The sequence below is a fragment of the Actinophytocola xanthii genome (genome assembly GCF_001921205.1).
Lineage (GTDB): Bacteria > Actinomycetota > Actinomycetes > Mycobacteriales > Pseudonocardiaceae > Actinophytocola > Actinophytocola xanthii.
The window spans coordinates 42,902-67,022 of the sequence record NZ_MSIE01000021.1 but is presented as its reverse complement, the minus strand read 5'-3'; the positions used below and the strand labels follow the sequence as shown (position 1 = coordinate 67,022).

22 protein-coding genes are annotated in these 24,121 nt (G+C 72.8%); 12 read left to right on the top strand and 10 right to left on the bottom strand.

Annotated elements, in window-relative coordinates; translation table 11 throughout:
- The first annotated feature begins 37 nt into the window (after positions 1–37).
- On the top strand, positions 38–1,180 hold the full coding sequence (locus BU204_RS13365) for an AAA family ATPase (protein ID WP_075125966.1): 1,143 nt from the start codon (positions 38–40) through the stop codon (positions 1,178–1,180).
- Between the two features lie 11 nt (positions 1,181–1,191).
- Here BU204_RS13365 and BU204_RS13360 read toward each other — a convergent pair whose 3' ends face one another.
- A complete protein-coding gene (locus BU204_RS13360; protein ID WP_075125965.1) occupies positions 1,192–1,956 on the bottom strand; it encodes a protein kinase domain-containing protein in 765 nt (254 codons plus the stop codon).
- A gap of 172 nt (positions 1,957–2,128) precedes the next feature.
- Here BU204_RS13360 and BU204_RS13355 point away from each other — a divergent pair, with 172 nt between their 5' ends.
- From BU204_RS13355 to BU204_RS13350, 3 genes are all read left to right on the top strand, one after another.
- The gene (locus BU204_RS13355; protein WP_075125964.1) at positions 2,129–2,683 is read left to right on the top strand and encodes an NUDIX domain-containing protein; all 555 of its coding nucleotides are present in this window, start codon (positions 2,129–2,131) and stop codon (positions 2,681–2,683) included.
- A gap of 128 nt (positions 2,684–2,811) precedes the next feature.
- Positions 2,812–2,982: a hypothetical protein gene (locus BU204_RS40075; RefSeq protein ID WP_158073458.1), complete on the top strand. Its 171-nt coding sequence runs from the start codon at positions 2,812–2,814 to the stop codon at positions 2,980–2,982.
- A 123-nt stretch (positions 2,983–3,105) separates the two neighbouring features.
- Complete coding sequence (locus BU204_RS13350; RefSeq protein WP_143229489.1) at positions 3,106–4,470, top strand: helix-turn-helix domain-containing protein; 1,365 nt, start codon at positions 3,106–3,108, stop codon at positions 4,468–4,470.
- Here BU204_RS13350 and BU204_RS13345 read toward each other — a convergent pair.
- A complete protein-coding gene (locus tag BU204_RS13345) occupies positions 4,389–7,322 on the bottom strand; it encodes an AfsR/SARP family transcriptional regulator (RefSeq protein ID WP_075125962.1) in 2,934 nt (977 codons plus the stop codon). The genes BU204_RS13350 and BU204_RS13345 overlap by 82 nt on opposite strands.
- 68 nt (positions 7,323–7,390) lie before the next feature.
- Here BU204_RS13345 and BU204_RS13340 point away from each other — a divergent pair, with 68 nt between their 5' ends.
- From BU204_RS13340 to BU204_RS40070, 4 genes are all read left to right on the top strand, one after another.
- Positions 7,391–8,056, top strand: a complete 666-nt coding sequence (locus BU204_RS13340) for a vWA domain-containing protein (RefSeq protein WP_075125961.1) — start codon at positions 7,391–7,393, stop codon at positions 8,054–8,056.
- A 13-nt stretch (positions 8,057–8,069) separates the two neighbouring features.
- Complete coding sequence (locus BU204_RS13335) at positions 8,070–8,897, top strand: protein phosphatase 2C domain-containing protein (protein WP_075125960.1); 828 nt, start codon at positions 8,070–8,072, stop codon at positions 8,895–8,897.
- On the top strand, positions 8,887–9,699 hold the full coding sequence (locus tag BU204_RS13330) for a hypothetical protein (protein WP_075125959.1): 813 nt from the start codon (positions 8,887–8,889) through the stop codon (positions 9,697–9,699). Before BU204_RS13335 ends, BU204_RS13330 begins: the two co-directional genes overlap by 11 nt.
- A 186-nt stretch (positions 9,700–9,885) precedes the next feature.
- On the top strand, positions 9,886–10,062 hold the full coding sequence (locus BU204_RS40070) for a hypothetical protein (RefSeq protein ID WP_158073457.1): 177 nt from the start codon (positions 9,886–9,888) through the stop codon (positions 10,060–10,062).
- Between the two features lie 21 nt (positions 10,063–10,083).
- Here the strand turns inward: BU204_RS40070 and BU204_RS13325 are convergent, their stop codons facing one another.
- From BU204_RS13325 to BU204_RS13305, 5 genes are all read right to left on the bottom strand, one after another.
- A complete protein-coding gene (locus tag BU204_RS13325; protein ID WP_075125958.1) occupies positions 10,084–11,160 on the bottom strand; it encodes a hypothetical protein in 1,077 nt (358 codons plus the stop codon).
- 148 nt (positions 11,161–11,308) lie between these two features.
- On the bottom strand, positions 11,309–12,325 hold the full coding sequence (locus BU204_RS13320) for a LacI family DNA-binding transcriptional regulator (protein WP_075125957.1): 1,017 nt from the start codon (positions 12,323–12,325) through the stop codon (positions 11,309–11,311).
- 51 nt (positions 12,326–12,376) lie between these two features.
- On the bottom strand, positions 12,377–13,210 hold the full coding sequence (locus BU204_RS13315; RefSeq protein ID WP_075125956.1) for a carbohydrate ABC transporter permease: 834 nt from the start codon (positions 13,208–13,210) through the stop codon (positions 12,377–12,379).
- A complete protein-coding gene (locus BU204_RS13310; RefSeq protein WP_075125955.1) occupies positions 13,207–14,154 on the bottom strand; it encodes a carbohydrate ABC transporter permease in 948 nt (315 codons plus the stop codon). The genes BU204_RS13315 and BU204_RS13310 overlap by 4 nt, the downstream gene beginning before the upstream one ends.
- Positions 14,154–15,461 carry an extracellular solute-binding protein gene (locus tag BU204_RS13305; RefSeq protein ID WP_075125954.1) on the bottom strand — a complete coding sequence of 436 codons (1,308 nt, stop codon included), beginning with the start codon at positions 15,459–15,461 and terminating at the stop codon, positions 14,154–14,156. Before BU204_RS13305 ends, BU204_RS13310 begins: the two co-directional genes overlap by 1 nt.
- A 210-nt stretch (positions 15,462–15,671) precedes the next feature.
- Here BU204_RS13305 and BU204_RS13300 point away from each other — a divergent pair, with 210 nt between their 5' ends.
- The 4 genes from BU204_RS13300 to BU204_RS13285 are packed head-to-tail and all read left to right on the top strand — an operon-like array spanning position 15,672 to position 20,878.
- On the top strand, positions 15,672–18,020 hold the full coding sequence (locus BU204_RS13300; protein ID WP_083661283.1) for a beta-xylosidase/alpha-l-arabinosidase: 2,349 nt from the start codon (positions 15,672–15,674) through the stop codon (positions 18,018–18,020).
- A gap of 1 nt (position 18,021) precedes the next feature.
- Complete coding sequence (locus BU204_RS13295) at positions 18,022–19,116, top strand: Gfo/Idh/MocA family protein (protein ID WP_075125953.1); 1,095 nt, start codon at positions 18,022–18,024, stop codon at positions 19,114–19,116.
- On the top strand, positions 19,113–19,979 hold the full coding sequence (locus BU204_RS13290) for a DUF6807 domain-containing protein (protein ID WP_075125952.1): 867 nt from the start codon (positions 19,113–19,115) through the stop codon (positions 19,977–19,979). The genes BU204_RS13295 and BU204_RS13290 overlap by 4 nt, the downstream gene beginning before the upstream one ends.
- Before the next feature lie 14 nt (positions 19,980–19,993).
- Positions 19,994–20,878 carry an SEC-C domain-containing protein gene (locus BU204_RS13285; RefSeq protein ID WP_075125951.1) on the top strand — a complete coding sequence of 295 codons (885 nt, stop codon included), beginning with the start codon at positions 19,994–19,996 and terminating at the stop codon, positions 20,876–20,878.
- A 4-nt stretch (positions 20,879–20,882) separates the two neighbouring features.
- On the opposite strand, the gene pcaDC is transcribed toward BU204_RS13285, so the two are convergent.
- Genes pcaDC through BU204_RS13270 form a run of 3 tightly spaced genes read right to left on the bottom strand, consistent with a single transcriptional unit; the run spans position 20,883 to position 24,087 of the window.
- Complete coding sequence (pcaDC, locus tag BU204_RS13280; protein ID WP_075125950.1) at positions 20,883–22,004, bottom strand: bifunctional 3-oxoadipate enol-lactonase/4-carboxymuconolactone decarboxylase PcaDC; 1,122 nt, start codon at positions 22,002–22,004, stop codon at positions 20,883–20,885.
- Complete coding sequence (gene pcaB / locus BU204_RS13275) at positions 22,001–23,314, bottom strand: 3-carboxy-cis,cis-muconate cycloisomerase (protein ID WP_075125949.1); 1,314 nt, start codon at positions 23,312–23,314, stop codon at positions 22,001–22,003. The genes pcaDC and pcaB overlap by 4 nt, the downstream gene beginning before the upstream one ends.
- Complete coding sequence (locus BU204_RS13270) at positions 23,314–24,087, bottom strand: PIG-L family deacetylase (RefSeq protein WP_075125948.1); 774 nt, start codon at positions 24,085–24,087, stop codon at positions 23,314–23,316. The genes pcaB and BU204_RS13270 overlap by 1 nt, the downstream gene beginning before the upstream one ends.
- Positions 24,088–24,121 lie beyond the last annotated feature (34 nt).

The following is a 24,121-nucleotide window of genomic DNA, read 5'->3' as shown; positions in this document are numbered from 1 at the left end:
CGAAGCCGTTGTCGGTGCGCTCTTCTAGCCTCGCCTGGTGCTGACCACACTGGCCGTCGAGAACTACCGCTCGCTGCGGGACCTCGTCCTGCCGCTGGCCCGGCTGACCCTGGTGACCGGTGCGAACGGGAGCGGCAAGTCGAGCCTGTACCGCGCGTTGCGGCTGCTCGCCGACACCTCCCGCAACGGGGCGGTGGCGGCCCTGGCGCGGGAGGGTGGGCTCCAGTCCACGCTCTGGGCCGGCCCGCAGTACCAGCCCAAGGGGGGTGGACCGGTGCAGGGCACCGTTCGCCGGAACCCCGTCGCGCTGCGGCTGGGCTTCGGCGGTGACGACTTCGGCTATGCGCTGGACCTGGGCCTGCCGGTGCCGGGCAGCACGCAGTTCAACCTCGACCCCGAGTTCAAGCGGGAGTGCCTGTGGCGTGGCCCGGTGCTCAGGCCATCCGCCCTGCTGGCCGACCGGCATGCCGGTGTGGTGCGAGCCCGCGCCGAGAGCGGCGCCTGGTCATCGGACCAGCACCGCATTCGGCTGACCGACAGCATGCTCGGTGAGTTCGCCTGGCCCGAGGTCCTGCTGCTGCGCGAACGGATCCGCTCATGGCGCTTCTACGACCAGTTCCGCACCGACGCCGACGCTCCGGCGCGTGCCATGCGCATCGGCACCCGCACCCCGATGCTCGCCGCCGACGGTGCCGACCTTCCAGCCGCGCTGCAGACCATCCGGGAGACCGGTGACGCGTCCGGGCTCGACGAGGCGGTCGCCGACGCGTTTCCCGGCGCCCGGGTCGAGGTGGTCAACCACGACACGCGGTTCGGCCTCCGCCTGCACCAGCCGGGCCTGCTGCGGCCGCTGGACGCGGCCGAGCTGTCCGACGGGACACTGCGGTACCTGCTGCTGGTCGCCGCGCTGCTGACGACGCGGCCGCCGGAGCTGCTGGTGCTCAACGAGCCGGAGACCAGCCTGCACCCCGACCTGCTCCCGCCGCTGGCCGCGCTGGTGGCCGCCGCCGCCCGGCGGACGCAGGTCGTCGTGGTGACCCACGCCCAACCCCTGGTGCGCGCGGTGGAGGCGGTGGAGCCGGACGCGCACACGGTCGAGCTGGTGAAGACGGAAAGCCGGACGACCGTTGCCGGGCAGGGACAACTCGACCGTCCTTCCTGGCACTGGCCCAAGCGCTGACGCCGTACCCGCTACCTCGCCCGGGCCAGGCCTCGCCGGCTCGGCCGGGTCGTCGGCTCGTCGTCGGGGTTTTCCGGCCTGGACAGGCGTGTACGTACCTCGGCCGCGGTCGGCCGGGCGTGGGGGTCCCGCGACCGCAGCCGGCGGGCCAGGCGCTGGACCGGTGAGGGCCAGCGGCCGGCGGTCAGGTCGGCCAGCAGACCCCCGAGCGCGTACAGGTCCACCGCCGGACCCGGGACTGCACCGGCCGCCAGCTCCGGCGCCGGTGCCGGCCCGGCACGCAGTGCCTCCCTACCGCCCGGCGCCGCCGTGACCAGGTGAGCCGGTCCGACGTCGGTCAGCCGGACCTCGCCGGTGGGAGTGAGGACGACCGTGCCGGCGTCCACATGTCCGTGTGCCAGCCCGACCTCGTGTAGTGCCGCCAGGCCCGCCGCGACCCCCGCGCCAACCCCCGCGATCTCGGCGGCGGACAGGGCACCCGCACGCAGCCGGCCCCGCAGGGTCTGGCCCTCCACCACCTCCGAGACGACGGCCAGGACCGCACCCTCCTCGACCAGGTCCAGCACGGCGGCGAGGTGGGGGTCCCGGACCGCGACCAGCCGGGCGCGCTCCTCGTGCAGGCGGGCGGCGACGGCCCGGGTGGCGAGGGCGCCGCGCAGCAGGCGCACGGCCACCGGGCACCCGGTCCGCTCGTCCCTGGCCACGTGGGTCTCACCGAGCCGGTCCCGCCACACCGGGTGCACGACCTGGTAGCGCTCACCAAGTAGTGGTCCCATACGCGCCCCTCGGTTTGTTGAAACTTCATCATCGCCGTCGGAATGGACCAGGAGTGGATCCGAGCTGGATCGGGCATCCGTTTAACCCGGTGGGGGACGTAGAGTTCACCCTTGTGGGGGAGCTGCTCGAGCGAGGTATACGGCTGGATACTCCAGGCATTGGACGGGTGTCATGATCGAAACATCTCCCGCCTGGTCACGGCTCTCGTCGGTCGTGACGTTCTCTTCCCGGTGGTTCGAGGTTCGGCGGGACGCGGCGGTCCGGCCGGACGGATCCCGCGGCGTCTACGACCACGTCGTCGCTCCGGGTGCGGTCACGGTGGTCGCGGCCCGACCCGATGGTCGGATTGCGGTCACCCGTCAGTGGATCTACGTACACGAGCAGACACAGTGGCGCCTCCCGGCCGGGGGCATCGAGAGAAGCGACGCCGGCCCGGCCGCCGCCGCCCGGCGCGAGCTGGCGGAGGAGACCGGGATCACCGCGAAGCGCTGGGCGCCGCTCGGCGCCGTTCACTGCGCGGATTCCTTCACCGATCACCGGGACCACGCTTTCCTCGCCACCGACCTGACCGAGGGCGAACCGCGACTGGAGGCCGGCGAGGCCGATCTCGAGCTGCACTGGCTGCCGTTCGCGGAAGTGCTCGATCTCGTCCTCGCCGGTCGCATGCCACACGCCGGAAGCACGTTTGCGGTGCTCACGGCCCAAGTGCGCGGTCTCGTGGAATAATTGAGAAACAGTGTTGCCCGTTTCCCGGTGAATGGGGAAACAGGCAATATCTTGTTCCAGTAGGGTAGTTCGCGAAATTCTCTTGGTAATCCGCTGAAAGTGCTGGTGAACGGATCCAGGAGGAAATCATGTCGTTGTCCCGCGCTGCCGTTTTCACCGCGAGGATCGCTGCTGTGCTCGGCGCGACGGCCATTGCCGTCGGCGCCCCGATCGCCATCTCCAGCACGGTTTCGGCCGGCGACGCGCCCCCGTCGCAGGCTCCGACGGCCACCACGAACGGCCACAGTTGGATCGGCTGAGGACCCGGGACTGGTGACCGCCCGGATCCGGGCCCATCCGCCGAGAGGCGGGTGGGCCCGGATTGTTGCTATCCGCAATCCAAAATGCTGTACTGCGGGGCGTAGAACAGCTGGGAGGATTCGGTGGCCCATTCATTTGGCGCTCAGTTGCAGAAACTCCGCACCTCGGCCGGGATGTCGATGGGGGAGTTGGCCCGCCGGATCAACTACAGCAAGGGCCATCTGAGCAAGGTCGAGAACGACCTCAAACCGCCCAATGCCACCTTGGCGAAACTCTGTGACCAGGCATTAGGCACCGGCGGCGTGCTGTTCCGATCACTGCCGCCCGCGGCGGCCGGCTCGCCCGTCGCGTCCGGACCGGGCCCCGACGACGAGGTCCTGGTGGTGGCGTTCGCCGACACCGGCGCGCTGCACTACCGCCAGCTGTCCCGTCGCCTGCTCGAGGCCGGTACGGGCGAGCTCCTCGGCGACGCCCTGGTCCGCGGTTCCCGCGCCGCCACCGACCGCCGCACCGTGGACGCGCTGCGCGCGGGGTTCGACCAGCTCCGCGTGCTCGGCACGATGACGAGCCCGGTGCCCGTGCTCGGCCAGGCCCTGGCGCACCTGCAGACCGTTCAGACCCTCACCAGGCACGGCGACGAGCCGGTCCGGCAACAGCTGTGGGTGCTCGCGTCCCGGGTCGCCGAATACATCGGCTGGATGAGCCAGGAGGCCGGCGACGACGCCGGCGCCCTCGCCTGGACCGACCGGGCCGTCGAGTACGCGCTCACCGGCAGCGACCCGCACCTGGCCAGCTTCGCGCTCGTCCGCCGGGCCGAGGTCGCGATGTACCGGCTGGACGCGCTCGGCACCATCGAGCTGGCCCGGCGGGCCCAGGCCGACACCGGCGCCGGCCCCCGGATCCTCGGCCAGGCCGCCCGGTGCGAGGCGCAGGGCCACGCGCTGGCCGGCGACGCGCTGGCCTACGAGCGCGCGCTCGAGCGGGCGGAGTCGCTGCTGGCGACCGCGTCCGACGCGGAGGCACCCGTACTCGGCTCGGCGAGCGTGTCCGACCAGGTGCCGCTGGCCCGCGGTTGGTCGCTCTACGACCTGGGGCGGCCGGGTGAGGCCGCCGCGGTCCTGGACGAACAGGTGCCGCGCATCCCGGAGGTGGCTCGTCGTGCCCGGGCTCGGTTCGGCGCCCGCCGGGCCCTCGCCCACGCCCAGCACGGCGACGTGGAGCAGGCCTGCTCGGTGGCCCGGGACGTGCTCGTCGACGCCGCGCACGTGGACTCCGCGACGGTCCGGGTGGACCTGCGACAGCTCGTGCGCACCCTCGGTCGCTGGCACACCAACAGCGCCGTCCGGGAGATCCACCCCGACCTGATGTCCCTGCTGCACCTGCAGGAGGGCGTCGGCTGGCGGGGTCAGCCCGGCGTGCAGGCGCAGGCCAGCCCGTCGAGCTCGCTGCGCACCTGGGACGCCTCGGGCAACCCGAGCTCGTCGTAGCCGGCGATGGCCTCGAGCCAGTGAGCACCGGCCTGGCTGTGCTGGCCTGTGCCGTGCAGCACCGCGCCGAGCCGGGCGTTGGCCCGCGCCTGCTGGGCCCGGTCGCCGGTGCCCGCTGCCAGGTCCAGCGCGGCCCGGAAGGCGTGCAGGGCGGCGCGCGGGTCGCCGGCCCGGTGGGCGGTCTCACCGCGGTCGAGGTACAGCTGGGTCCGCAGGTTCGGGTCGACCACGAGGTCGGCCACCTTCCTGGCCAGCTGCTGGAAGCGGGCGGCCTCGTCCAGGTTGCCGAGCAGCCGGTGGGTGTTGCCCAGGTTGTTCAGCGCGTAGGCCTCGCAGGCCCGGTCGCCGATCTCCTCGGCCAGGTTCCTGGACTCCGTGTGGTCGGCGAGCGCCTCGGCCAGCCGGCCGAGCCGCTGGCGCACCCCACCCAGGTTGTCCAGCGAGTGCGCGACGCCCTGGCTGTGGCCGAGCCCGCGCAGCAGGTCCAGGGCCTCGACGTGCTTGGCCTCCGCCTCCACCAGCCGACCGCGTAGCTCGTCGAGCTGGGCCAGGTGGTCCAGGACGACCGCCTGCCCTCGGCGGTCGGCCTTGGCGCGGTAGCCGGCGAGGGCCGTGACGAGCTGCTCGCGGGCCTCCTCGTGGTTGCCGAGGTCCTTGGCCGCGGTGCCGATCGCGGCGCGGGTGTCCGCCTCCCCGCGCGCGTCCCCCAGCGACACCCACAGCGGCAGCGCGGCGCTGGCCAGGGCGTGCGCCTGGGTCAGGGCGCCGGCGCGCAACCGCGCACCGGACAGCCGCAGGCGCACGTGCGCCTGCCCCTCGGTGTTGTCGCCGCCCTCGAGCACCCCGTTGGCCAGCTGTAGCGTCTCGGCCCAGTCCCGCAGGTGCCCGGCGACGTAGAAGTACCGCCACAGCAGCACCGCGAGCCGCCAGGTGTGCTCCGGTAGGCCGTTGGCCGCCCCGTAGCGGATCGCGGCCACCAGGTTCACCCGCTCCTCGTCGAGCCACCCCCGGGCGTCACCCTGCTCGGCGAAGCGCGGGGCGGCCGGGCAGCCGCGCTCGACCGGCGGCTGGCGGTCGGCGTCGTAGGGGAACAGCACGGCTACCGCGGCGGCGGCCGAGACGAGGTAGAAGTCCAGCAGCCTGGTCACGCCGGCGCGGTCGGCCGGCAGGGTCAGCGCGTAGCCCCGCAGCGGGTCGAGCATGTGGAAGCGCTCCGGCGCGGACTCCTCGAGCAGGCTCGCCTGGTGCAGGTCGGCGAGCAGGCCGCGGGCCTCGCCGACCGGGCAGTCCATGAGCGCCGCGGCACCGGGCGCGGACAGGCTCTGCCCGGGGACCAGCGCGAACAGCCGGAACAGCGCCTGCTGGGCGACGGGCAGCTGCCGGTAGGACACCGTGCAGGCGAGCTGCGCGGTGTCGGAGAAGCCGGCCAGTGGGCCGGCCGTCGCCAGCAGGGTCACCAGGTGCTCCAGCGGCCACCTGGTGTGCCGGCGGAACTGCGCGGCCACGACGTGGATCAGCAACGGCACCCGGCCGCAGCGCAGCACGACCTCGCGCACGAGGTCGGCCCTGGCCCGGACCCGCTCGGCGTCGGTGAGGCGGCGGAACAGCTCCGTGGCGTCGGGGACCGGCAGCGGCTCGAGGTGGAGGTGGTCGGTGGCCTGTTCGGCGCCGAGGTCGCGGCTGGTGACGAGGGTGAGGCAGCCGTGCACGGCCGGCAGCAGCGGTGCGATCTGTTCCTCGGAGGCCGCGTTGTCGAGCACCACGAGCGTTCTCGTGTCCTCGAGCTTGCCCAGGTACAGCTCGCTGCGCGCGCGGGTGCCGGCCGGAATGGCCTCCGGCGGCACCCCGAGGTCGACCAGCAGCCGCTCGAGCGCGTCGGCCGGGTCGGTCGGCTCGACGTTCGGGGTGAAGCCGTTCAGCTCGACGAACAGCCGACCGTCGGGGAACTCCTGGCCCAGGCGGTGCGCGGCGTGCACGGCGAGCGCGGTCTTGCCGACGCCGGGCATCCCGCTGATCCACAGCACCGCGGCGCCGTCGTCGGTCGCCGTCCTGGCGACGTCCTCGACCTTCGCGATCTCGGCATCGCGGCCGGTGAACCGCGCCGGCCGGGCCGGCAGCGAGCTCGGCCGCTCTCCGTACTGGGCCAGCCAGGCCATGTCCCGCAGCTCGCGGGCGGTCTCCATGCCGATCTCCTCGAGCGCGTCCCGGGTCTGGTGGTAGACCGCCACCGCCCGCACCTGGTCGCCGCCCGCGATCAGCGCCCGCATCAGGGCCGCGGCCACCCGCTGCTGGCTGCGGTCCTCCTCCCACACGGCCCGCAGCCGATCCCGGATCGGGCGGTGGTCTCCGGCGGCGAGCTCCAGCTCGGCCAGGTCCACCAGCGCGTCCGCCCTGGCCTCCTCGGAGGGCGCACCGGCGGCGCCCCCGGCGCGGTCGAGGTCGAGGTCGGACAGGAACCGGCCGCGCCACAGGTCGAGCGCCTCGGTGAGCAGCCGGCGGGCCTGAGCCGGCGGGGCGGTTCGCGCCCGGGTGCACAGCCGGTCGAACCGAACCGTGTCGATGAGCTCGTCGTCGATACGCAACAGATAGCCGGTAGGGGTTTTGTCTATCGAGATCTCGTCGGCCCCCGCGTCGCGAAAGATCTTCCGCAGGCGCGCGACATAGCTCGTGACCAGGTCAGAACGCGGCTGTTCCTGGCCGAGCCAGACGGTCTCCTGAAGGTAGTCCCGCGACACCGCGCGGTTGGCGTTGCGCAGCAGGATCACCAGGACGTACCGCTGCTGCAGGTCGCCGGGGTCGACCGGGGTCCCGTCCTGCCACAGCTCGAACGGGCCGAAGAGCCGAAAATCCATGCCGGTCAACCTCTGATCCAGGGCTGGTCCAGGAGAGCGCGCGATCCTCCGCGGGGGAGGAGGAAAAAATGCCCGAACAGATTTTGCCGTTCTACGTCGTGTGCGACCAGTCCTACTCGATGGCCGACCACGTCGACGGGCTGAACGACGGCCTGCGTGAACTGCACCGGGCGGTCGGTACGGATCCGGTGGTGGCCGACAAGACCAGGTTCTGCCTGATCGGCTTCTCCGGTGACGCCGAGGTGCTGCAACCCCTGTGCGCGCTCAGCGACGTGGTGGGGATCGCCGATCTCGTGGTGAGCCCGGCGACCAGCTTCGGCGCGGCCTTCACCGTCCTGCGCGAGACCATCGAGCGGGACGTCGGGCGGTTGAAGTCGGCGGGGCACCGGGTCTACCGGCCGGCCGTGTTCTTCCTCTCCGACGGTCAGCCCACCGATCCCGGTACCTGGCCGGCGGCCTACGACCGCCTGGTGGACCCGGCCTGGCACCTCCGGCCCAACATCATCGCGTTCGGCATCGGGGACGCCGACGAGGAGACCATCCGCCGGGTGGGCACGGTCCGCGCCTTCATGAGCCAGGGCGGGCTCGGCCCGGGCCTGGCCCTGCACGAGTTCGCGCGGGCCCTGACCTCGTCGGTGGTCAGCTCCGGCGAGGTCACCGAGGCCGGCGACCTGGTGCTGCGCATACCGCGCACCGTCAGCGGGTTCACCGCGCTCCAGGTCGACCAGGTCTGAGGGGGGTGGGTCGATGAACGAGTGGGGAGACCGCGACGTGCTCCAGCCGCGGGAGGCCGCGCACGCGCCCTGGCTTGGCCCGGTGACGGGTGTCCCGGACACGGTGCTCGAGGCCGGCCGGGTCGGCTCGCTGGAGGTGCGGGCCGCCTCGAGCAGGGGAGCCGCCCACCGGGGCGAGGGCGAGGTACGCCAGGACGCGGTGGCCGTGACCGCGGTGCAGGACCGGCTGGTGCTGGCCGCCGTGGCCGACGGCCTCGGTCCGGCCGCCGAACCGCACCGAGGCGCCCAGCTGGCCGTACGGCACGTCGTGGGCCACCTGGCCGCCGCACTGCCGAGCGCCCCGCTGGAGCAGGTGGACCTGGCGGCGGCGCTCCGGGCCGCGGACGGGGTGGCGCGCGACGCCGGTCCCGACCAACGGCACCGGTCGACCACGCTGGCCGTTGCCGTGGCCGTGGTCAACGCCAGAGCGGTGGCGGGCGGGCACCGGTTCCGCGCGGCACGGGTGGGGGACAGCCCCGCCTTCCAGCTCACCGGCGGGGAGTTCCGGCAGTTGTTCGGCGCTCCGGTCACCGGGGTCCTCGACCCGCTGACCGACGGCCTGCCCTTCTCGAGCGAGCCGGCGGAGCAGATCGACGGCCTGCTCGCACCGGGTGAGGCGTTGGTCCTCGCCTCGGACAGGATCGGGGTGCCGCTGCGGCGGACCGAGGCGGGTAGTTGCCTCGCCCGGTCGTGGTCCCGGCCACCGGGGCCCTTCGCGTACCTGCACCAGCTGCGGTTCACGCTCAGCTCCTACGACGACGACCGCACCGCCGCGGTGATCTGGGCCCGTCATGGCCGGTGACGTCCAGCTGGCCGACCTGGGGGTGGCCAGACAGATCGCCGACGGTGGCCAGGGCGTGGTGTTCCGCGTCGCCGGCCCGGACGGCCTCTTGCTCAAGCTCTACCACGACGAGGTCAGGGTGAACGCCGACGAGCTCGGCCGGCTGATCGCGCTGCCGGAGGGGTTCGCACCCCCCGACCGGCGCCTGGTCGCCGCGTCGACCGCCTGGCCGTGCGGGCGGGTGTTCCACCGCGGGCGGTGTGTCGGCCTGCTGATGCGCGAGGCACCGCCCCGCTTCGTCACCTCGATCGCGGGCGCGCCGCGGCTGCTCGAGCTGCAGTTCCTGCTCTACCCGCGCCGGCCCATGTGGCGGGAGCTGGTCATGCCCTCGGCCGACGAGCGCCGCCGGCTCGCGGTCCGCTACGCGCGGCTGTTCCAGGTGCTGCACGGCAACGGCGTGCTGGTCGGGGACGTGTCGATGCGGAACCTGCTCTGGTCGCTCGTCCGCGGACCCGGCGTGTTCGCCCTGGACTGCGACGGCTTCCGGCTGCTCGGCCGGCGGCCGGCCGTGCGCCAGGCGGACACCGCGGGTTGGGTGGACCCCGCCGCGAGGATCGGCCTGCCGACCCTGGACTCCGACCGCTACAAGCTCGCGCTGGTCGTGCTGCGGCTGCTGCTCGCCGACCACGCCGTGACGCCCACCGACGATCTCGGCGGACGACTCGACCCGGAGCTGCTCGAGCTCGCGGACCGCGCCGCGCGGCCGGGCGAGCGCCCCGCCGCGGCCGACTGGCTGCCCGCCCTCGCCGGGGTCCAGGTCTGATCCATCCGGAGTACGGGTGCTTCGCGCATGCTCGGGCGGGGTCGGGGAGCCCGGCGGGGGGCTCGGCGGCGAAGCGTGGGAGAGCGTCGCATCGGGCGGTGCGATGTGGCGCACTCGGGGGCCGCCACATCGCACCGCCCGTCCCCGTCGCCGGACGGGAAGTGCGATACGTGGGGAGGTTAGGCGATGGGCGTGCTCGTTCCGATCTCGTTGCTCGTTCGGTTGGTGGCCCTCTTCTTCGTGCTGGGCATGGTGTTCGGCCTGTGGGTCGGTCTCGGGGGTCTGCGCGACGCCGGCGGCGACCGGCCGATGGCCCCCGCGGTCACGACGGTCATCCCGCCCGACCACCTGGCCGCGCGCTGAGGCGCGGTGGCGGGAGAGCGGTCAGCCGCGGGCGCGCTGGTCCTGGCCGAGTGCCGGCTGCCGCGGGAGCTGGACGTGTTCGGCCAACGCGTCGCGGGTGAGCTGGTACCAGGCGCGCAGGTTCGTCGGCGGGTGCCAGTCCGGTAGCGACTCGGCCAGGTAGCGGTGCTCCGCGAGCGCGTTCCCACACAGCTCGTGCCAGGCGGCGGCGGGCACCGGCCGCCGGCAGAGCCGGTCGTGCAGGGTGAGTTGGGCGCTCAGCGAGTGCCGGAACGCCGACGCCTCCGGGCGTTGGGAACGCGCCAGCGTGATGAGCGGGCGGCCATCGCACTCGGGGCAGTCGCAACGCCAGGCGGGTGGCGTCTGGGTCGCGATCGTCGGTAGTGGGCGGTAGTCGAGCAGTCGGGGCACGAAGGCGGCGATCGACGGTAATCGCGGCGCACCGCGGCCACCTCGGGGGTACAGGTGGCGCAGGGCGCAGGTGGTGCCGATGGCGGCCGTGTGGGCGCCGTGGCAGAGCGCGCCGAGTGCGGAGACGTTGGACCGCAGCAGCAGGATCGGCACCTCGGCCTCGAGCAGCTCGAGGAAACCCCGGATCAGGTAGCGGACGCTGAACGGGTCCCTCGGGTGCTCGATCGCCACCGCGGCGGGGAGCCCGAAGTGGTTCAGCTCGGCGACGAGGCCGTCCACCGAGTGCTCGAACCAGCGGGCCGCCAGCGGCAGCATCGGGATGACCGGGCCGCGCTGGCGGGAGGCGTCGGTGAGGATGCGGCGGAGGCCGAGCCAGTCGTGCTCGCCGAGATAGCCGGAGTCGGTCACCGCGACCAGCCCCAGGTCCTGCTGCTCGGCGGTCCAGGAGGCACGCAGCCCGGACACCGCCGGCGAGCGACGGCGCCCCGAGTAGCGGTTGGCGTCGCACAGGATGGGGCCGGTGAAGCCGTGCTCACGCAGGGCACGTACGACCGGTCCCGGGGTCCGGCCGGTCAGCACCAGCCCGGTGCCGTGCGTGCTCGCCACCCGGGCGGCGTTCTTCGCCTGCCCCGGCTGGCACTGGACTAACAGCCGACTCCGCAGGTCGCCGAGATTCGCCCCCACCATGCCTATAAAGGTGCAGCCCAAGGGATCCGGTGTCACTGGGTGTCATCCGAATGCCGCGAGGTGCGATCAAACGGTGGATGAGTTCGTCGCCCTGTGCAGCCAAAGCCCGCTCTGGCGAGCGAGCCGGAGTTCTCACGGTGAGTAATGGCTACCGAGCGTGTTCGCTGGTGCTGTCCCGGACGACGAGGTCGGTCGCCAGCTCGACCCGAGGGCTGTCCGGCTGCTCACCCCGGGCCAGCCGCAGCAGGGTCCGGGTGGCCAGCATCCCCATCTCGCTCAGCGGCTGACGGACGGTGCTCAGCGGCGGTGAGGACCAGCGGGCCTCCGGCAGGTCGTCGAAGCCGACGACGCTCACGTCGTCAGGCACCCGCAGCCCGCGTTGGCGCAGGCCCTCGTACACGCCCAGCGCCATCTGGTCGCTGGCCGCGAAGATCGCCGTCGGCGGGTCCCGCAGGTCCATCAGCTCGCTCGCGCCCCGGAAGCCCGACTCGTGGTAGAAGTCGCCCGGTTTGATCAGGGTGTCGTCCACGTCGATACCGGCGGCGTCCAGGGCGGCGCGGTAACCGTCCAGCCTGGCCCGGCTGCACAGCAGGGCCGGCGGTCCGGCGATGAAGCCGATCCGCCGGTGCCCGAGCGAGGTCAGGTGCTCGGTGGCGGCCATGCCACCGGCCCAGTTGGTGGCGCCGATCGTGGGCACGTCCAGGGCCGGGCCGCCGGCCGGGTCGATCACCACGGTCGGCACGTTCAGCCTGCGCAGCTCCTCCTGGTGGGCCGGCTGAAGTGTCGACAACACCAGGATCACACCGTCGGAGGCGCGGGCGCGCAGGTTCTCCAACCACTGCCGGGTCGCTCCGGAGTGCCGGTGCACGGCGCTGACGACCGTGCCGAGGGCCGCGGCGTGCGCGACGTCCTCCACGCCCCGGATGATCTCGACGGCCCAGGGGCTGTCGAGGTCGTTGAAGACCAGGTCGATCAGGCCCGAGCTCTCCCTGCGCCGGGACACCCGCCGCCGGTAGCCGTGCTGGGCCAGCAGTGCCTCGATGCGTGCTCTGGTCTTCGGGGACACGTCGGAGCGGCCGTTGAGCACCCGGGAGACCGTGGGTACCGAGACCCCGGCCTCCTGGGCGATCACGGTGATCGTGACCTTGCGTTCGTCTGTGCTCATGGTTGGCTCACGGTCGCCCGCCCCCTGAACTCTCGAAACTCTTCCGGAAGGTTACCTGCCACCCATGCCGGCCAGCCCGGCGATCAGCCAGCGACGCGCCACGAGGTACAGCACGAACACCGGGAGCGCGGTCAGCAGCACCGCCATCATCATCCCCGGCAGGTTGATCTGGAACTCCTGGCGGAACTTCGTCAGGCCGAGCGTGAGCGTCCGCAGGTCCGGGTCCTGGGTCAGGATCAGCGGGAACAGGAACTGGTTCCAGGCGCCGAGCGCGGCGTAGGTGCCGACAGCGGCGATGCTGCCCCGGGACACCGGGACGACCAGCTGCCACAGGATCCGGAACGGGCCGGCGCCGTCCACCGTCATCGCGTCGTACAACTCGTCGGAGACGTCCCGGAGCGAGCCGGCGAGCACGAGGATCGCCAGCGGCAGGCCGAACGCGACGGTCGGCAGCACGATCGCGGTCAGCGAGTCGTACAGCTGGAGCCGGTTGATGATCAGGTAGAGCGGGATGATCGTCGCCTGGGCCGGGATCGCGAGTCCCAGCAGGAAGATCCGGAACGCCGTGCTCGCCAACCAGCTTCGCGATCGGACGATCGCGTAGGCCGCCGGGATCGCCGCCACCAGCGTGAGCACCACGCACGCGACCGTGACGATCACAGTGTTGACCAGGTACCTGCCGAAGCCGTCGTTGACCACCGTGAAGAAGTTCTCCAGCGTCAACGCGCGCGGCAGGGCGATCGGCCCGTTGTCGAGGAAGCCGTCGCGGGTCTGCAGGCTCCAGGACACCATCGTGTAGAGCGGAACCCCGACGATCACCAGCCAGGCCGCGGTGAACGTCCCGGCGAACCAGTTCGGCCGGTCGTGGGGGGTCGCGGTCTTCACATACCCTCCAAGGTGGACCGCATCTTGGCGAAGCCGGAGAACTTCACGATGACCAGGGAGACCGTCGTCGCCAGGACCACCAGCACGGTCGCGATGGCCGAGGCGTAGCCGAACTCCAGTGCCCGGAAGCCCCGGATGTACATCTCGAACGGCAGGATGTAGGTCGCCGTCCCCGGTCCGCCGTTGGTGAGCAGCAGCACGATCTCGAAGTGCGTCAGCGAGCCGACGACCATGATCGTGGACGAGGTGATGATCGTGTTCCGCAGCTGGGGCAGCGTGATCTGCCAGAACATCTGCGAACGGGAGGCGCCGTCCAGGGTGGCAGCGTCGTAGAGGACCTTCGGGACGTTCCGCGCCGCGGCTTGGTACAGCAGCATGTGGAACGGGATGTACTGCCAGCCGATCACGAACACGATCGCGGCGATCGCCCCGGTGCCGGTGCCGAGCAGGTTCCGCAGCGGGCCGAGCTCGGTGGCCAGGCCGAAGTACGGGTCGAGCAGCCGTTGCCACATCAGCGCGAGCGCCGCGGTGGACAGCAGCAGCGGCAGGAAGAAGATCGAGGACAGGATCGCCCGGTTGCGCTGTGGCCCGGCCGCCCACACCCCGAGCAGCAGGGCCGCCGGGGTCTGGGTCACCCAGCAGAGCACGGTGAGCAGCAGCGTCGTCCCGGTCACGTCGAGGACGCGCTGGTCGCCGAACAGTCGGACCCAGTTGTCCAGACCGATCAGCGCCGGGTCGCCGATGCCCTCCCACTCGGTGAACGACAGGAAGACCACCAGCACCAGCGGGAACGCGGCGAACAGGCCGAAGAGCAGGGCGGCCGGCAGCAGGTACCAGGAGCGCGGCCGGCTGACCGCGGGACGTGCGGGTTCCCGGGGACCGGGGCGGGGCGACTCGTCGCTGGCCGCCTCCTCCCCGGTTCTCGTGTCGACGCCGGCTACCACTAGCTCGCGTCCTCGTTCGCCTTGACGAACCCGGCCGCGTCGAGCTGGCCGAGGAAGACCTTGGCCAGCGCGTCGAGCATCGGCTGCGCGAGGTGGCGCTCGACGGCCTGGTCCCAGGACAGCTGGAAGCTCGGCGCCTCGGCGACCATGTCGTAGACCAGCTCGGCGAACTCGGGATCGGTGGCGGCGTCCATCCGCTCCTCGAGGTTGGTCACCGCCGGCACGTCGCCGGCCTTGAGCCAGGCGTCGATGTACGCGTCGGAGGCCATCTCGTCCTTGAGGAACTTGATCGCGGCGTCGACGTTCGGCGTGTCCTTGGAGATCGAGAAGTAGTTCGTCGGGTTGCCCACGATCGCCTTGGGGTCGCCGGTGCCGCCATCGACCACCGGGAAGTCGGTGAAGCCGAGGTCGTTCGCCGCGTACTCCGGCTGGTCGGTGACCTGGTTGGTGTACTCCCAGGAGCCCATCAGGTGCATCGCGGCCCGTCCCTGGGCGATCAGCGTCGAGGCACCGGCGCCCTCCCAGCGGACCGACGCGAAGCTGTCGCCGAAGGCACCGCGCTGCACCAGGTCGGAGATCATGGTGATCGCCCTGGTGATCGCGGGGTCGCGCCACGCGCCCTGCTCCCCGGCCGCGATCCGCTCGAACACCTGCGGGCCGCCGATCCGGTCCACCAGGTACTCCGGCCACACGAGCTCGGTCCAGGGGTCCCCGCCGGCCAGCGCGAACGGGATGATGCCGGCCCGCTTGATCCGGTCGGTCACGGCCAGCAGCTCGTTCCACGTCTTCGGCGGTTGGACGCCGACGTCCCGGAAGACCGCCTTGTTGTAGAACAGGATGATCGGCTGCATGCCGCGGGCCGGGATGCCGAAGTACTTGCCGTCGATCTGGCCGGCGTCGAGCACCGAGGGGATGAACCTGTCCTTCCAGGCCTGGTCCTCGTTGAGGTGCGGGGTGAGGTCGACCAGCAGGTCGTCGCGGGCGTACGCCCGGATGCTGCCGCCGCCCCAGTTGTAGAAGACGGCCGGCGGGTTGTCCGATCCCATGGCGACGTGCAGCTTGTCCCGGTAGCCGTCGTTGCTGTAGGAGACGAGCCGGGCCTTGGTGTCCGAGCCCTGGTTGAAGTGGTCCAGCGCGACGCGGTGGGCGACGTTCTGGGCCTCCTCCTGGAGAACCCATACCTGCATCTGGCCGCCGCCGTCGCCGCCGCCGGTGGCGTCCGTTCCGCAACTGGTTGTGCCGACGAGACCGGCGCCGACCCCCGCGCCGACGAGACCGAGGAACCTTCTCCTGGGGAGGGTTGACATGAGCCGCGCGCCTTTCCACGAAGTGGTCTACGACGCCAGGGCCCGCCGACTAGCGACCGCCCCAGCGCGATCACAAAAATTTCGGTCAAGATTCGATAATTGCGACAAGTTGAGGGCAGGTTACGGCCCGGCTATTCGGGCGTCAATCCCTTGATACCGTCGTAACCAGAGGGTTAGCGTGGGTACAGTGGTTCCGGAAAATTTCGGAACATGACCGAACAGGACGTCGGCATGCGCAACGAGCCCGAGGGTACGGTGACGGTCGCGGAGCCATGGCGAGATCCGCGGCTGCCGGCTGCGGAGCGGGTGGCCGACCTGATGGCCAGGATGACCCTGCCGGAGAAGGTGGGGCAGCTGTACGGCATCTGGTTGGGGATGTCCGACGGCGACGACGACGTGGCGCCGTTCCAGCACGAGCTCGTGGACAACGTCCTGGACTGGCCGCGGTTGATCGAGCAGGGGCTCGGCCAGCTCACCCGCCCCCTCGGCTCGGCACCGGTGACCCCGGTCGCCGGGACGGCTCGGCTGGCCGCGATGCAGGCCGACATCGTGGCCGCCGGGCGGTTCGGCATCCCCGCGCTCGTGCACGAGGAGTGCCTGGCGGGGCTGATGGCCTGGGGCGCCACCGTCTACCCGACCGCGCTGGCCTGGGGTGCGAGCTTCGCCCCCGAGCTCGTCGAGGGAATCGCCGAGCAGATCGGCGCGACGATGCGGCAGCTGGGGATCCACCAGGGGCTCGCCCCCGTTCTCGACGTGGTCCGGGACCCGCGCTGGGGCCGGACGGAGGAGACCGCCGGCGAGGACCCGTACCTGGTCGCCACGATCACCACCGCCTACGTGCGCGGACTCCAGTCGACCGGGATCGTCGCCACCCTCAAGCACCTGGTCGGGTACTCGGCCTCCCGGGCGGGGCGCAACTTCGGCCCGGTCGCGGTCGGTCGCCGTGAGCTGGCCGACGTGCTGCTGCTCCCGTTCCTGCACGCCGTGACCGAGGGCGGCGCGGGGTCGGTGATGCCCTCCTACGCCGAGGTCGACGGCGTTCCGCCGACGGCGGACCCCAACCTGCTCACCCGGCTGCTGCGCGAGGACTGGGGGTTCGACGGCACGGTCGTCTCCGACTACTTCGCGGTCACGTTCGTCGAGACCCAGCACGGGCTGGCGGCGGGCCCCGCGGAGGCCGCCGCGCTCGCGTTGGAGGCGGGTGTCGACGTGGAGCTGCCGACCGTGCGGTGCTACGGCCAACCGCTCATCGAGGCGGTGCGCACCGGGCTGGTCGACGAGTCCGTCGTGGACCGGGCGGTCCGGCGGGTGCTGCGGCAGAAGTGCGAGCTCGGCCTGCTCGACCCGGACTGGGAGCCCACGACGGTGGACGGCCGGGTGACGCTCGACCCGGAGCCGGGGCGCGAGCTGGCCAGGCGCCTGGCCGAGGAGTCCGTGGTGCTGCTGGCCAACGACGGCACCCTGCCGCTGCGCGCCGGCACCCGGATCGCGGTCGTCGGCCCGCAGGCCGACGACGTGAGCGCGATGTTCGGCTGTTACAGCTTCCCCAGCCACGTGGGCAGCCAGCACCCCGAGGTGCCGATGGGGGTGGAGATCCCGACGCTGCTCGAGGCGCTCGCCGCCGAGGTGCCGCCCGAGCTGGTGGAGTACGCCCGCGGCTGCGACGTCTCGGACCTGAGCACCGACGGGCTCGACGAGGCCGTCGCGGTCGCTCGGCGAGCGGACGTCTGCGTGGTCGCCATCGGCGACCGGGCCGGGCTGTTCGGCCGGGGCACCTCCGGCGAGGGCTGTGACGTCCCCGACCTGCGACTGCCCGGGGCGCAGCACCAGCTGGTGGAGGCGGTACTGGCCACTGGGACCCCTGTCGTCCTCGTTCTGCTGAGCGGCCGGCCCTACGCTCTCGGGCCCTACGCCTCCCGGACCGCCGCCATCGTCCAGGCGTTCTTCCCCGGCGAGGAGGGCGGCTCCGCGGTGGCCGGGGTACTGAGCGGGCGGGTCGAGCCGGCCGGTCGGCTCCCGGTGAGCGTGCCCGCCGACCCGTACGCCCACGCGGCCGGCTACCTCGCCCCGCTGCTCGGCCACCAGAACGGCGCGAGCAGCGTGGACCCCACCGCGCTGTTCCCATTCGGGCACGGCCTGTCCTATTCGGACTTCAAGTGGGACTCGTTCGCCCTGTCCACTCGGGACGTCCCGACCGACGGCGCGACGACGCTCTCGTTGACCGTCACCAACACCGGCGAGCGGGCCGGCGCGGACGTCGTGCAGCTGTACCTGCACGACCCGGTCGCCCAGGTGACCAGGCCGGTGGTGCGGCTGATCGGCTACGTGAAGGTCCGCCTGGCGCCGGGCGAGTCGCGGCGGGTGGAGTTCGACGTCCCGGCGTCGGCCGCCGCGTTCACCGGGCGCGCCGGGCACCGGGTGGTGGAACCGGGTGAGCTCGAGCTGCGGCTGAGTGCCTCCAGCACGGCGGTGCGGCACGTGGAGTCGCTGCGTCTGGTCGGGCCGGAGCTTCCGGTGGGACCCACCCACGTGGCCAGGGTCGGCGTCACCGTGCGGTGAGATGACCGCCCCCGTCCGGAGCGCGATCGTGGGAACCGGCGCCGTCGCCGGTTTGCACGCCGCTGCCCTGTCCCGGTTCGGGGACCGGTCGCGGATCGTCGCCGCGGCGGACGTCGACCTCGCGGCCCGCACCGCCTTCGGTGAGCGGTGGGGAGTGCCGGCGTCCTACCCGGACCTGGACGCGCTGCTGGCCGCCGAGTCCCCCGACCTGGTGCACCTGTGCACCCCGCCGGGGCTGCACGCGCCGCAGGCGGTCGCCGCGCTGACCCGCGGGCGCCATGTGCTGTGCGAGAAGCCCCCGGTGCTCAGCCTCGCCGAGCTGGACGAGGTCGCGGCCGCGGCCGAGCGGGGCGCAGCCTGGTTCGCCACCGTGTTCCAGCACCGGTTCGGCTCCGGCGCGGCGGCGTTGCGGGAGCTGGTCGGCGACCCGCGTCTGGGCCGGCCGACCGCCGCGGTCTGCCACACGCTCTGGTTTCGTGCCGACGAGTACTTCGCGGTGCCGTGGCGCGGCGGGTGGGACGTGGAGGGCGGCGGGCCGACGATGGGCCACGGGATCCACCAGTTCGACCTGCTGCTGTCGATCATGGGGGAGTGGCGTGAGGTGGTCGCCGTGGCGGCCAGGCAGGTGAAGCCCACCGCGACCGAGGACCTGTCCTGCGCGATCGTCACGTTCGCCAACGGCGCGGTGGCCACCGTGGTCAACAGCCTCGTCTCACCGCGGGAGTCCAGCTACCTGCGGTTCGACTTCGAGCATGCCACGGTCGAGCTCGAACATCTGTACGGCTACGGCGACGAGAACTGGACGGTGACCGGCGCGCCCGGCCACACCGCGGAGGTGGCCCGTGCCTGGGCCGCCGCACCGACCGGGGTGCGCAGCGGCCATGACGCCCAGCTGGCGGCCGTGCTCGACGCGCTGGCCGCCGCGGTCCCGCCGCCGGTGACACTCGAGCAGACCCGTCCTACCGTCGAGCTGGTGGCCGCGATCTACGCGTCGGCGTTCACCGGTGAGCGTGTCGCGGCCGGTGAGCTCGGCCCCGACTCGCCCTTCTACCACCGCATGCGGGGCAGCGGTCCGCCCTGGGGAGGCGCGCGATGACGATGAGCCTGGTCGAGGAGCACGGCAGGTCGATGCGGGTGCTGTGCGGGGACGTGGAGATCGCGCGGTACGTCTACGCGCCGTGGGACCGGCAGCTCGAGTCGCCGCGGCCCTACCTGCACCCCCTCCGGACGCTGGGTGGGAGCCTGGTCTCGCTGTACCGGCCGCACGACCACGTATGGCACAAGGGGATCGCCTGGTCGCTGCCGAACGTCGGCCCGGCGAACTTCTGGGGCGGCCCCACGTACCGGCGCGAACGCGGGTACGAGCAGCTGGCGAACAACGGCGCGATGCGGCACGTCGACTTCTCCGTGGTGTCCACCGAGAAGGGGCAGGTCCAGCTGGCCGAGTCGCTCGCCTGGGAGACCGAGCAGGGCGAGACCTGGTTCGTCGAGGAGCGAGAGCTGGGCTTCGAGGTGCTCGACGGCGCCTGGGCACTCCGCTTCCGGACCAGCTTCACCAACGTCTCCGATGCCGGGATCGTGATCGGCAGCCCGACCACCGAGGGACGCCCGAACGCCGGCTACGGCGGGCTGTTCTGGCGCGGGCCCAGATCGTTCACCGGCGGCGGGGTGCACGTGCCGGGACGGGTCGGCGGTGACGAGCTGATGGGCGTGCGCGCGCCCTGGCTCGCCTTCCGCGGCCGCCACGACGAGCAGGGCGGCGAGTCGACGCTGGTGTTCGTGGCTACCGACGAGCCGAAGTGGTTCGTCCGCTCCCAGCCGTTCGCCGCCGTGTGCCCGGCGCCGTTCTTCGACCGGGAGGTGCTGGTCGTCGAGGACGGCACGCTGTGCTTCCGCTACACCGTCGTGATCGCCGACGGCGCGCCGGACCCGGCGGCACTCGCCAGGATCGCGGGCTGAGTAATCTCCGCGTCATGCCGTTACGTGGTGTGGTTTCCGGGGATGACGTCGACTTCGCCGTGGGCGAGGCCATCGACCGGGGTTCGCCCGACGAGACGATCGACCGAATCATGGCGGCGGTGCACGACCCCGCCCTGCGCGGCGCCGAGTTCAGCGTGGCCTACGCCCTGGTCGCGGTCAGCGAGCTCCAGCTGAGGTTCGGCCGTGGGCCCGAGGCGGAGGCGACGCTGCGGCTCGGCGTTTCAGAGGACGTGCGCGACGAGCTGGTGGTGGAGCTGCGGGCCCACCTCGCCGCGCTGCTGGCCAGGGCCGGCCGCCCCGAGGAGGCGGCACGCGAGTTCGCCCGCCTCGAGGAGCAGGGTCGGGCCGGGGCACAGGAGCACCTGGTCTACGGCGACGCCCTCGCGGACACCGGTGACGTCGAGGGCGCGCTCCGCGGCTACCAGGCCGGCGAGCGGCTGGCGCGGGAGCCGGCGCTGGCGGCGCAGTTGCGCAAGTCCGCCGACCGGGCTCGCTCCAGCGCCTCGGAAGCCGCGGCTGACCGTCGGCCCGCGGGCGGTGTGCCCAGCGTTCTGTTCTGGCGGCGGGTGGACCACACCAGGGCCGTCGCCGCCTGGCCGACCCTCAAGGACGACCTCGGCGCGGACTGGGACGAGCACCGCACGCTCGTCGAGCGCGCCCTGGCCCGCGCTGCCGAGCCGACCTACGCGGTGGCCGACTTCGACTCCTTCGCCGCACACACGCGGGGTCTGCCGCCGATCGGCACGACGCTGAGCGCCTACCGGCGGATGTCCGCGGTGAGCGGAACCTGGCCGCCCGAGGGCGCCGCCACCTGCTGGTGCGGCTCCGGGAAGAAGTACAAGCGCTGCTGCCGGCTGCGCGGCATCGGCGCCGGGTGACCGCTCAGCCGAGCTCGTCCAGGGTCCTGCGGGCGATGGCGAACGCCGAGTTGGCCGCCGGGACGCCCGCGTAGACCCCGGTGTGCAGCAGGACCTCGGCGATCTCGGCCGGGGTGAGGCCGTTGCGGACCGCGGCCCGCACGTGCATCGGCAGCTCCTCGTGGGCCCGCAGCGCGGTGAGCACGGTCAGCGTGATCACGCTGCGGGTGCGGCGGTCCAGGCCAGGGCGGCTCCACACCGTCCCCCAGGCCACCTCGGTGGTGTAGTCCTGGAAGGGCTTGGTGAACTCGGTCATCGTGGTCATCGCCCGGTCCACGTGCTCGTCGCCGAGCACGGCTCGCCGCATCGCGGTCCCTGCCTCGTAGCGCGACGGCAGCAGGTGCTCGAGGATGAGCGCGGTGAACTCGGCCGGCTGTTCGACGTTGCCCAGGTGCGCGGCCCCGTCCACGACCGCCATCCTCGCTCCCGGGATCGCCGCGGCGATCCGCGCGCCGTGGTCGACCGGGGTCGCCTGGTCCTGCAGGGTCGAGATGACCAGCGTCGGTGCCGTGATCGAGGGCAGGTCGTCCTCGACGGTCATCGTCTCGATCGCGGTGCAGCAGGAGGCGTAGCCCTCGGCCGGTGTCGCCGTGAACATCGCCCGGAGCCCGCTCGCCAGCGCCGGTCGCGCGTTCGAGCTCAGCCAGCGGCCGACGGCGGCGTCGGCCAGGGCCTCCATCCCGGACTCGCGCGCCGCGCGGGCTCGGTCGACCCACAGCTGCGCCGGTCCGATCTTCGCCGAGGTGCAGCACAGGACCAACCGCTCGACCCGCGCCGGCTCGTGGGCGGCGAGCCACATCCCGACCATGCCGCCCAGCGACAGGCCCACGATCGACGCCTTGGGCACGTCGAGCCGGTCGAGCAGGGCCACCAGGTCGCCGGCCAGCTCCTCCAGCGTGTACGGCCCCGGTGGAGCCGGGGAGTCGCCGTGCCCGCGGTGGTCGTAGCGAACCACCCGCAGGCCGGCCGCGGCCAACCGTTCCGCCTGCGCGGCCCACATCCGCACGTTGGTTCCCAGCGCCCCGGCCAGCACCACCACCGGCCCGTTCTCGGGCCCACTCACCTCGTAGTAGACCTCGACGCTCATTGGCCGTCCTTTCGTCGGGCGTGGGCGGCCAGGGCGCGGTCGACGAACTCGCCTGCCGCGCCCAGGTAGCCCGCCGGGTCGAGCAGTTCGGCCGCGCGCTCGCGGTCCAGGCCGAGCGCGGGGTGCTCGGCCAGGCGCTGGGCCAGGTCGCCGCCGGCGCGCACGCACTCGGCGACCGCGTCGTGGGCGACCAGGCGGCCGACCCGGGGCGTCAGCTCCGTGGTCACCCGCTCGGCGAGCAGCGCACCGCCGGTGCGGGCGAGGTTTTCCCGCATCCGGTCCGGGTGCACGGCCAGCCGGGAGACGCTCGTGCGTAACCACCACACCGCCGACCCGGTGGCCGCCAGCAGCTCGGTCAGCGGGCGCCACTCCGCGTGCCAGGCACCCGCGGCGCGCTGGTGCTCGTGGCCGGAGTTCGCCAGCAGGGTCGCCACCATTCCCGGCGCCTGGGCGGCCGCCGCCCGCGCGGCGACGGCGGCGACCGGGTTCCGCTTGTGCGGCATGGTCGAGGACCCGCCCACACCCGGGCCGGCCACCTCGCTCAGCTCGCCGACCTCGGTCTGCGCGAGCAGCACCACGTCACCGGCGATCTTCCCGACCGACGCGCTGACCCGGCCCAGCCCGGTGGCCAGGTCGAGGACCCGGCCGCGGTCGGTGTGCCAGGGCATGTCCGGCTCGGCCAGCCCCAGCCGCCGGGCGTACTTCGCCAGCACCGCGGGACCCGCCTCGCCCAGCGACGCCAGGGTGCCGACCGCGCCGCCGAGCTGGGCGGCCGGTCGCACGCCGGCGAGTGCCCGTCCGGCCGCGCCCAGCGAGGACAACCACCCGGCCACCGTGAGCCCGAACGTGGTCGGCAGCGCCTGCTGGAGCAGGGTGCGCCCGGCCTGGACGGTGTCCCGGTGCTCCGCGCACAGCGACCCGAGTGCGTCGCAGCAGGCCCACACGTCAACCAGGACCGCCGACACCGCGCGCCGTGACACGAGCATCGCCGCGGTGTCCACCACGTCCTGGCTCGTCGCGCCGAAGTGGACGTACCGGGCGGCGTCCGCGGAGACCAGGGCGGTGAGCGCCCGGGCGAGCGGGGCCGCCGGGTTCCCCGAGTCGGCGGCGTCCCGGCCGAGCTGTGCGACGTCGAACCGGGCCGGGTCGCAGGCGCCGGCGATCTCGTCGGCCACGGACCGCTCCACGAGCCCGACGTCGGCCTGGGCGGAGGCGAGCGCCGCCTCCGCCTCCAGCATCGCGCGCAGCCAGGCACCGTCGGAGACCAGGTCGCGCACCGGGCCGGCGGCGAGGACCTCGTCGAACAGCATCAGTCGAACAGGTCGGACTCGGCGATCCCGGGTTCCGCGCCGACCCTGATGAACCACTCCGTGCCGAAGGCGTACCGGAACATCTCCTCCGGCATCGCCAGGAAGAACGACTGCTCGCTGATCTGGCTCGCATGCGCCCGCATGGCCCGGCGCTTGTGGTCGATCCACTGCGTCACGTCGACCGCCGTGGTGAGCTCCGCCTCGGGGGTGCCGAAGTCGTCGCCGAGGTCCGGCGGGGTGAAGTCGACGTCGCCCGCGACCTGCTCCTGCCTCCGCTTCATCGCGTCGCGGTTCATCGTGGCCTGGAAGACGCGGGGGGTGCCGGCCAGCTCCGCGGCCCGCATGCCCACCCGGTGCACCTGGATGTGGTCGGGGTGGCCGTATCCGCCGTGGTCGTCGTAAACCGTGAGTACGTCGGCGTTCTCCTCGCGAAGGATCGCCGCGAGCTTCTCCGCGGCCTCCTCCACGTCCGCGGTCCAGAACGTCCCGGGTGCGTCGTTGGTCGGCTCACCCATCATTCCGGAGTCGGTGTAGCCGAGGAACTCCACGCGCGCGGCGCCGAGCACCTCGGCCGCCGCCTTGGTCTCCTCGACCCTGCGCTGCCACAGCTGCTCACCGTCGGCGAGGAAGCCCTCGGGCACCTCGCCGAGCTCGCCCCGCGTCGCCACCACCAGCACCACCCGGTGCCCCTGCTCGTAGGCCTTGCGCATCACACCGCCGCAGGCGATGGACTCGTCGTCGGGGTGGGCGTGAAAGGTCACCATCGTCGCCATGGAGCCGAACCTACGCGAGCCGACCGACGCCGCG